Origin of the sequence: Micromonospora sp. CV4, from assembly GCF_003667455.1 — a bacterium.
GTDB lineage: Bacteria > Actinomycetota > Actinomycetes > Mycobacteriales > Micromonosporaceae > Micromonospora.
The window spans coordinates 1-8,743 of record NZ_RCVI01000358.1; the positions used below are offsets into that span (position 1 = coordinate 1).

At 72.4% G+C, this 8,743-nt stretch carries 8 protein-coding genes; 7 read left to right on the top strand and 1 reads right to left on the bottom strand.

Annotated elements, in window-relative coordinates; all coding sequences use genetic code 11:
• On the bottom strand, positions 1 to 1,130 hold a 1,130-nt coding region (locus EAD98_RS25260), incomplete at its 3' end, for a glycosyltransferase family 4 protein (protein WP_121656489.1).
• 24 nt (positions 1,131 to 1,154) lie between these two features.
• On the opposite strand from EAD98_RS25260, the gene EAD98_RS25265 reads away from it, so the two are divergent.
• The 7 genes from EAD98_RS25265 to EAD98_RS25295 all read left to right on the top strand — a co-directional run bounded on the left by EAD98_RS25265 (position 1,155) and on the right by EAD98_RS25295 (position 8,610).
• Positions 1,155 to 2,015, top strand: a complete 861-nt coding sequence (locus EAD98_RS25265; RefSeq protein WP_121656483.1) for an Fpg/Nei family DNA glycosylase — start codon at positions 1,155 to 1,157, stop codon at positions 2,013 to 2,015.
• 264 nt (positions 2,016 to 2,279) lie between these two features.
• Positions 2,280 to 3,851 carry a sugar transferase gene (locus tag EAD98_RS25270; RefSeq protein WP_199723547.1) on the top strand — a complete coding sequence of 524 codons (1,572 nt, stop codon included), beginning with the start codon at positions 2,280 to 2,282 and terminating at the stop codon, positions 3,849 to 3,851.
• Positions 3,852 to 3,889: 38 nt separating this feature from the next.
• Positions 3,890 to 5,116, top strand: coding sequence for a sensor histidine kinase (locus EAD98_RS25275; RefSeq protein WP_121656485.1), 1,227 nt, complete (start codon positions 3,890 to 3,892; stop codon positions 5,114 to 5,116).
• Positions 5,117 to 5,147: 31 nt separating this feature from the next.
• The gene (locus EAD98_RS25280; protein ID WP_109815705.1) at positions 5,148 to 5,909 is read left to right on the top strand and encodes a LytTR family DNA-binding domain-containing protein; all 762 of its coding nucleotides are present in this window, start codon (positions 5,148 to 5,150) and stop codon (positions 5,907 to 5,909) included.
• A gap of 141 nt (positions 5,910 to 6,050) precedes the next feature.
• Positions 6,051 to 6,713: a DUF5701 family protein gene (locus EAD98_RS25285; protein WP_121656486.1), complete on the top strand. Its 663-nt coding sequence runs from the start codon at positions 6,051 to 6,053 to the stop codon at positions 6,711 to 6,713.
• A 140-nt stretch (positions 6,714 to 6,853) separates the two neighbouring features.
• The gene (locus tag EAD98_RS25290; RefSeq protein ID WP_121656487.1) at positions 6,854 to 7,531 is read left to right on the top strand and encodes a response regulator transcription factor; all 678 of its coding nucleotides are present in this window, start codon (positions 6,854 to 6,856) and stop codon (positions 7,529 to 7,531) included.
• On the top strand, positions 7,528 to 8,610 hold the full coding sequence (locus EAD98_RS25295) for a HAMP domain-containing sensor histidine kinase (RefSeq protein ID WP_121656488.1): 1,083 nt from the start codon (positions 7,528 to 7,530) through the stop codon (positions 8,608 to 8,610). The genes EAD98_RS25290 and EAD98_RS25295 overlap by 4 nt, the downstream gene beginning before the upstream one ends.
• Positions 8,611 to 8,743: the final 133 nt, after the last annotated feature.

Sequence of the window (8,743 nt, forward strand, 5' to 3'; positions counted from 1 at the left end):
GCCGCGGCCAGTGCGGCCGGCTCCGGGGCGACCACCCAGCCGGCCTCGCCGGCCTTGATCCCGGTCGGCATCGGCGACGCGCCGCCGTCGCCGGCGACGGCGGAGGCGACCTCGGCCGGCCCGGTGCCGGCGGGCTCGTGCGGGGAATCCGCCCCGACCAGGTACGGGATGCCGCCCAACGCGGTACCGAGCACCGGCCGGCCGCTGGCCATCGCCTCGATGATCACGGTCGGCAGCACGTCGTGCCACATGGCGGCGGCGATCACCACCGCGCTCGCCTCGACCGCCGCCCGCACTCCGGTCCGGTCGAGCTGACCGAGGTAGACCACGTCGGGTCGCTCAGCGGCGGCGGCCTCCACCAGCGGGCGCAACTCGCCGTCCCCGGCGACGCGCAGCGTGCCCAGTGCGCCCACCGGATGCCGACGCCACGCGTCCAGCAGCAGGTCGACACCCTTTTCGGGGCTCAGCCGGGCCATGAAGAGAAAGCCGTCACCGAGCGGCGCCGGCCGGCCGGGGTCCGGTACGGCGTTCGGCTTCACCACGATCCGTTCGTCCGGAATGCCGTACTCGCGCAGGTGGTCGGCGATCGCCGTGGTGAGCGCGATGTACCGGTCCACCGACCGCCACGTGCCCCGGTGCACGGCCAGGGTGGTCGCCATCAGCGCACTCTGCGCCGCCGAGTCGCGGTAGCAGCGGTGCTTGATCGCCGGCACCCCCAGCGTGCGGCCCTTGCAGTCCTGACAGATCACGCCGTCGCGGAAGTAGATCCCCGAGGAGCAGACCTGCCGGTAGTTGTGCACCGTCTGCACCACCGGCACGCCGTGCCGGTGCGCGGTCCGCACCACCCAGGGGGAGAGCAGCGGGTACGGGTTGTGCAGGTGCAGGGCGTCCGGCCGGTGCTCGGTGAGCAGCCGGCTCAGGTCGTGCTGGGCCCGGGGGGCCCAGATCGGCGAGATCGGCAGCAGCGCCTTCGCCACCTTCGACATCGACGGGATCTCGTCCGAGCTGCGGATGAAGGGCAGCACCTCGACGCCGGCGGCGGTGAGCTGAGCGATCTCCGAGTCGACGATGGTGTTCTCGCCGGAGGGCTGGGCTTCCCGGTACCGGTTGTGTGCCACCACGATTCTCACGGGAAAGAAGGCTACCGTTGGCTGGTGCCCGAACTACCGGAGGTTGAGGCGCTCGCGGGTTACCTGCGGCAGCGCGCGGTGGGGCGGCGTGTCGACCGGCTCGAGGTCGCCGCGATCAGCGCCCTGAAGACGTACGACCCGGCACCGACCGCGGTCGCCGGGCGGGCGGTCGTCGACGCCCGCCGGCATGGCAAGTTCCTCGACGTGGTCGTCGACGGCGATCTGCACCTGGTGGTCCATCTGGCCCGGGCGGGTTGGCTGCACTACCGGGAGGCATTCCCGGCCACCACCCCGCTGCGCCCCGGCAAGGGCCCGATCGCGCTGCGGGTCCGCCTCGACGACGGCTCCGGTTTCGACCTCACCGAGGCCGGAACGCAGAAGAAGCTGGCCGCGTACCTGGTCACCGACCCGTCGGCGGTGCCGGGCGTGGCCAAGCTGGGCCCGGACGCGCTCGCCGCGGACCTGCCGACCTTCGCCGAGCGGCTGCGCGGCCGGCGCGGGCAGGTCAAGGGGGTGCTGACCGATCAGGCGGTGCTGTCCGGCGTGGGCAACGCGTACTCCGACGAGATCCTGCACGCGGCGAAGCTGTCCCCGTTCGCGATCACCGACCGGCTCACCGACGACCAGCTCGCCACCCTGCACGCGGCCACCCGGCAGGTGCTCGGTGACGCGGTCCAGCGGTCCCTCGGGCAGCGGGCGGCGGAGCTGAAGGGCGAGAAGCGCTCCGGGTTGAAGGTGCACGCCCGCACCGGCCTGCCCTGCCCGGTGTGCGGTGACACCGTGCGGGAGGTCTCGTTCGCCGACTCCAGCCTCCAGTACTGCCCGACCTGCCAGACCGGCGGCAAGCCGCTCGCTGACCGACGGTTGTCCCGCCTCGTACGGTGAGTAATCACACGTGGCAACTACGGAGCGGAATCGTCCCGAGTGAGCAGAAGCTCCGGTCCACGGTTCCCGCCACGCGTGCATCCATCGGTATAGTGGCCCGGTCCCCGGCTTCTGAAATGGTGCGAAGCCGGCCAGATCCCGCCGGCACCATCGGTCGCCAATCCTTTCCGGGGCTGCGACCGGTCGGAGCCCACGTGGGAGACTGGGACGGTGGGCGACCCGGGCCCTCACGGCGAGTGAGCGGCACGTGTCATGCGGGAGGACATGGGTGAGGTGACGGCAAGCCTCCAGCGCCCGGTAACCAACGAAGGCCGGAGCAGACTCGTGCGGCACGTCGACAGCTTCGAAATTCAGCCGCCGACGCCGCCGTCGCACAACGGCGTCCCCCGGTCGGCTTGGGCCAGGGCGCGACGCCGTGTCTCCCGCTGGCACCGCCCCTACACGGCGATCCTGCTCGTGCTCGACTTCGGGGCGGCGGCGTTCGCCAGCTGGATCGCGATCCAGCTCTTCGATCAGGCGGCCTCCGGTTTCTCCGGCACCAAGCAGGACCCGACCTGGTTCCACACCATCTCCTACCTGCTGCTCCCGCTCGGCTGGGTGATCATCCTCTGGAGCAACCGGGCCTACGACCGGCGTTACCTGGGGCTCGGGCCGGACGAGTTCAAGCGGGTGATCCGGGCCTCGGTGACGGTCGCCGCGAGCGTCTCGTTCCTCGCCTTCGCCACGGTGACCCAGCTCTCCCGGTACACGGTCGGCACCGCGCTGGTCGGCGCCACGGTGCTGATCCTCTGGGGCCGTTTCGTGGCCCGCTGGGCGCTGCACTACATCCGCCGGCGGGCCGGGCAGGCCGCGCACCGGATGGTGCTGGTCGGCACCCTGCCGGAGTGCCTGGAGGTCTACGCGGCGGTCACCCGCAACCCGAACGCCGGGCTGGTGCCGGTCGCCATCCACATCACCGACGGTTACGCCGCGGCACGAGGGATGCCCACCCCGGTGCCGGTGCACGCCGGCCGGGACGTGCTGGCCCTGGTCCGGGAGGTCGGCGGGGACACGATCGCGGTCTGCGGGTCGGCCAGCGCCGAGCCGGGTGAGCTGCGCCGGCTGGCCTGGCAGTTGGAGGGCTCCGGCGTCGACCTGGTGGTCGCCCCGCAGCTCACCGACATCGCCGGTCCACGGGTGCACATCCGGCCGATCGAGGGTCTGCCGCTGCTGCACGTCGAGGAGCCGACCCTCTCCGGCCCGGCGTTGCTGGCCAAGAACCTGATGGACCGGGTCGCCGCCGGCCTCGGTCTGCTGCTGCTGATTCCGCTCTTCCTCTCCATCGCCGTGGCCATCCGGATCTCCGACCCCGGGCCGGTCTTCTTCCGTCAGCCCCGGGTGGGGCACGAGGGGCGCACGTTCCGGGTCTGGAAGTTCCGGACCATGTACGTCGACGCCGAGGATCGGCTGGCCAGCCTGGTCGACCGGAACGAGACCGACGGCATGCTGTTCAAGATGAAGGAGGACCCGCGGGTCTTCCCGGTGGGCCGCTTCCTGCGGGCCTCCTCGCTGGACGAGCTGCCGCAGTTGATCAACGTGCTCTGGGGTGAGATGTCGCTGGTCGGGCCCCGCCCGTTGCCGGCCGACGACGGCGACTTCCTGGGCGACGTGCGCCGCCGGCTGCTGGTCCGCCCCGGCATGACCGGGCTCTGGCAGGTCTCCGGCCGCTCCGACCTGTCCTGGGACGAGTCCGTCCGGCTCGACCTCTACTACGTCGACAACTGGTCGCTCGCGTACGACCTGAGCATCCTGTGGCGCACCGTCGGAGTGGTGCTGGCCCGCAAGGGCGCGTACTAGGGGTTGGCTCGCCGGCCCGCAGCGGCAAGGATCGCTGCGTGGGTGGCAACCTCTCCGCCGTCGTCGGCGTCGTCTCACTGGTCACCGCGCTGACCGCGGCCCTGTTGGCGGTGCTGCGCCTGCGTGCCCGCCGGGGCATCGCCACCGCCACTCAGCGGGCCACCTACGAGGTGCTGCACACCGCCGGGCTGGCCGCCGAACCGCTGCGGGCGGGGCTGAGCGCGGCGGGCGCGGCGAAGGCCGTACGCCATCTGCGGGCTCTGGTGGGGGCGGCCGGGCTGGCGCTCACCGACGCCGACGAGCTGCTCGCCCTCGACGGACGCGGCGGGCACCACGGCGAGCAACTGCTCGCGGCGGCCCGCCGTGCGGTGGAGACCGGGCGCTCGACGGTGCTCGGTGAATCCGAGCTGCACTGCGACCGGGTCGACTGCCCGATCCGGGGAGCGGTGGTCGCGCCGCTGCACGGCGCGGACGGCCGGGTGGTGGGCGCGCTGGTGGCGATCGCCGACAGCCCTCCGGCGCCCGGGCTGGTGCAGGCCACCCTGGAGACCGCGCACTGGGCCGGCAACCAGCTCGCCCTGGCCGAGCTGGACTCGTCGCGGGAGCGCCTGGCGCGGGCCGAGATCCGGGCGCTGCGGGCGCAGATCAGCCCGCATTTCATCTACAACGCGCTGACCGCGATCGGCTCGTTCGTGCGCACCGATCCGGAGCGGGCCCGCGAGCTGATCCTGGAGTTCGCGGAGTTCACCCGGTACTCGTTCCGGGCGCACGGGGAGTTCACCACGCTGGCCGAGGAGCTGCGCTCGATCGACCGCTACCTGACCATCGAGCGGGCCCGGTTCGGTGACCGGTTGCAGGTGCGGTTGCAGATCGCGCCGGAGGTGCTTCCGGTGACGCTGCCGTTCCTCTGCCTCCAGCCGCTGGTGGAGAACGCGGTCCGGCACGGGTTGTCCCGCAAGCCGGGCACGGGCATGGTGAGCATCGAGGCCCGGGACGCGGGCGCCGAATGCCACATCACCGTGGAGGACGACGGGGTGGGAATGGATCCGACCACGCTGACCGCCGGCATCGCCGAGCTGGCCCGCAGCACCGGCGACCCGGGTGACGACACCGGCCAGCACGTCGGCCTCTCCAACGTCGACGAGCGGCTGCGGTCCGTGTTCGGGGACCGCTTCGGCCTGGTCGTCGAGACCGGGCTCGGCTCAGGCACCAGGGTGAGCATGCGGGTGCCGAAGTTCCACCCCGGCGTGCGGGCCGGATCGTGAGCGCGCGCGACGAGCGACCGGGGGCCACTGAGTGAGCGCGACCGGTTTCCTCCGCGTGCTGGCGGTCGACGACGAGCCGCCCGCGCTCGACGAGCTGGCGTACCATCTGCGGGCCGATCCCCGGGTGGCCCGCCTGCACACGGCGGGGGACGCCACCGAGGCGCTGCGGCTGCTGCGCGACGGTGACGTGGACGTGGTGTTCCTGGACATCCGGATGCCCGGCCTGGACGGCATGGAGCTGGCCCGGGTGCTGCGCCGGTTCGCCCGGCCACCGGCGATCGTCTTCGTCACCGCGTACGACGACGGCGCGGTGGACGCCTTCGACCTGGGGGCCACCGACTACGTGCGCAAACCGGTCCGGGCCGAGCGGCTGGCCGAGTCGCTGCGCCGGGTGATCGGCTCGCGGGTGGTGCCGTCGCATCCGGCGGCGCTGGCCCGGGCCGAGGAGGATCCGACCATCCCGATCGAGTTGGCCGGCACCACCCGGATGCTGCCCCGTTCGGCGGTGCGCTGGGTGGAGGCCCAGGGGGACTACGCCCGGCTGCACACCGCGGAGGGGTCGCACCTGGTCCGGGTCTCGCTGGCCACGCTCGCGGAGCGGTGGGCCGACGCCGGTTTCGTCCGCGTGCACCGGTCGTACCTGGTGCAGTTGAAGTTGATCGCGGAGCTGCGGCTGGTCAACTCCGGTTACGTGGTGGTGATCGACGGGACCGAGCTGCCGGTGAGCCGGCGGCACACCCGGGAGCTGAAGGACAAGCTGGTCCGTGCGGCGAAGCAGGACTGGAACCGCTGACCCCGGCTCCCAGCCCTGCCCATTTCCTCGCCGCTGACCATCACGGTCGTACCACGGGGCGGTCGCCCATACAGGTTGCATCGGGCAGCGGGAATAACCCCGGCCTGTCGTACGTCGTACGGTATCCGGGACGAACGACGAATGGAGCCGCCCGTGTTCGACGCCGCCACCGAATTCGACCGTCAACTCGACCGCCTGGTGGAGCTGGGATATCCGGCGCTCGCCGACCTGACCGTGGACGCCTTCCGTGGTCTGGTCGCCCCGCTCCGCGCGGCGGCGATCACGGGCGCCGCCGGGCTGCCCGCACCGACCGAGGGCCGCGTGCCGTTCCTGCTGGTCATCACCCGCGACCTGGCGACGGTCGAGCAGCGGCTGGCGCTCACCACCCTCGCCGGCAAGCGCAAGCCCGGCTTCCTCGACCGGCACTACGGCGAGGACGACCTGCCGAAATTCGATCCGATCAAGGAACTGGAGGTGCCGGCGGGCCCGGCGTACCTGCTCTTCGACGTGGACCGTGGCGAGGAGACCCTGAACCTGGCCCCCGCGTCGGCCATGGAGGTGATCACCGGCCAGGACCGGCTGCCGCTCACCATCGACGAGGGGATCGCCTTCGTCACCCTGTATCCGGCGGCGCTGGCGAAGAACAAGTGCTTCTCGCTGGTCGGCTCGCGCTGCGGCGACAAGCGGGTGCCGGCGATCTGGATCAGCCAGGGCGCGCCGAAACTGGGCTGGTGCTGGTACGGCAACCCGCACACCTGGCTCGGCTCCGCCTCGGCCCGCCCGCAGCGCGTCGGGCTGGAGTGAGAACGACGCCGGTGCGGGCTCTCCGGCGAGGCCCGCACCGGCGTCGTCCACCGGGTTATCCACAGGGGTGACCCGTTCTCCACAGGTTATTCACAACGCCACCCACTGATCTCCACGCCGGCTCCCTACAGTCAGGGCCCATGAAGGAACGCCGGGTACTGGTGGTCGAGGACGAACGGACCATCGCCGAGTCGGTCGCCGCCCGACTCCGCGCCGAGGGATTCGCGGTGGAGATCGCTGCGGATGGGCCCAGCGCGGTCGAGCAGTTCCGAACCGGACGGCCGGATCTCGTCGTCCTCGACGTGATGCTGCCCGGCTTCGACGGCCTGGAGGTGTGCCGGCGGATCCAGGCCGTCCGGCCGGTACCGGTGCTGATGCTCACCGCCCGGGACGACGAGACCGACCTGCTGGTGGGGCTCGCGGTCGGCGCGGACGACTACCTCACCAAACCGTTCTCGATGCGGGAGCTGGCCGCCCGGGTCCACGTTCTGCTGCGCCGGGTGGAGCGGGCGGCCACCCCTGCTCCGCCCGCCATCCGCCTCGGCGACATCGAGATCAACGAGGCCGAGCGGCGGGTCCGCCGGGCCGGTGCGGACGTACACCTCACGCCGACCGAGTTCGACCTGCTTGTCCACCTCGCCGGACGACCCCGGACGGTACTCCCTCGGGAACGGCTCCTCGCCGACGTCTGGGGATGGGCCGAGGGGAGCGGCACCCGCACTGTGGACAGCCACGTCAAGGCCCTGCGCCGAAAGCTGGGCGCCGATCTCATCCGCACCGTGCACGGAGTCGGCTACGCCCTGGAAGTGCCGTCATGACCGCCACCCTGCTCACCCGGCTGGACCGGGTGCTGGAGCTGCTTCCCCGTCCGCTCGACCCGGTGCGCTCCATCAAGCTGAAACTGGGCGTGCTGCTGGTCGCCTCCGGCGCGGCCGGGCTCGCCTACTTCTCGTACGGCATCGGCTGGCCACCACCGGTGACCTCGGCGACCGCCATCGCCGTGGCCCTGCTCACCTCGCAGGTGCTGGCCCACGGGATGACCTCGCCACTGCGGGAGATGACGGCGGCCGCCGGGGCGATGGCCCGCGGCGACTACACCCGCCGGGTACGCGCCACGTCCCGGGACGAGGTCGGCGAGCTGGCCCAGGCGTTCAACAAGATGGCCGAGGACCTGCACGCCGCGGACCAGCGCCGACGCGAGCTGATCGCCAATGTGTCGCACGAGTTGCGCACGCCGATCACCGCGTTGCAGGGCGTGTTGGAGAACATGGTGGACGGGGTGGCCGCGCCCGAACCCGCGGCACTGCGCTCTGCGCTGGCCCAGACCGAACGGCTCGGGCATCTCGTCGCCGATCTGCTCGACCTGTCCCGACTCGACGCCGGGGTGGTCCCGCTACGGCGGGTCCGCATGGACGTGGGGGACTTCCTCGACGAGGCGGTGGAGCACGCCACCGCGAGTGCGACCGGCGCGGGGCTGGACGTGCGCTACCAACTCCGCGAGTTGGAGATGCCCCTGACCGTGCTGGCCGACCCGTGGCGACTGCACCAGGTGTTCGCGAATCTGCTCGACAACGCGGCGCGACACAGCCCGCCCGGCGGCACGGTCCGGTTGAGCGCCGAGGAACACGCCGGCCAGCTCCGCTTCGAGGTGAGCGACGAGGGTCAGGGGATCCCCCCGGCGGAGCGCTCCCGGGTGTTCGAGCGGTTCACCCGCGGCGATCGGTCGGCCGGCGGCGGGACCGGGCTGGGCCTGGCCATCGCCCGGTGGGTCGTCGAGCTGCACGGCGGCCGGATCGGAGTTCTCGATCCAGCCGGACCGGGTCGGCGGGACCGCCCCGGCTGCCGCATCCAGGTCACCATCCCGCTCGACGGGTCACCCCGAGAAGAGGCCGCATGACCAGCCCTGCCCGCCCCGCCGGCCCGCAGCCCGTCGCTGCCGGCGGGCCCGGCCAGCCCGGGTTCGGCCCCGGCCCGGCGCTTCCACCGGTGGCCGGTCGACCCCAACCCTGGCCCCCGACGCCGGCCACCGG